General features: G+C 69.5%; 1 protein-coding gene. It reads left to right on the top strand.

The window, feature by feature from the left end; genetic code table 11:
• The coding region (locus tag FPZ47_RS28115) for a zinc-binding dehydrogenase (RefSeq protein WP_144957596.1) at positions 1–259 on the top strand (259 nt) is incomplete at both ends.

Raw genomic sequence — 259 nt, 5'->3', positions numbered from 1 at the left:
GGTGAGTTCGTGGATGCGTCGCTGCGGTTGGTGGCCCCGGGCGGGGTGTTCTTGGAGATGGGCAAGACCGACATCCGTGACCCGGAGGCCATCGCCGAGCAGTATCCCGGGGTGCGGTACCGCGCCTTCGACCTCTTCGAACCCGGCCGCCCCCGCATGCACCAGTACCTGCTCGAACTCGCCGAGTTGTTCGAGGCGGGGGTGTTGCGGCCGTTGCCGGTGACGACGTTTGACGTGCGGCGCGCGCCGGCGGCGTTGC

Origin of the sequence: Mycobacterium helveticum (assembly GCF_007714205.1) — a bacterium.
GTDB lineage: Bacteria > Actinomycetota > Actinomycetes > Mycobacteriales > Mycobacteriaceae > Mycobacterium > Mycobacterium helveticum.
Note: the sequence above shows the minus strand (reverse complement) of the source record. Positions and strands in the feature narration are given on the sequence as shown.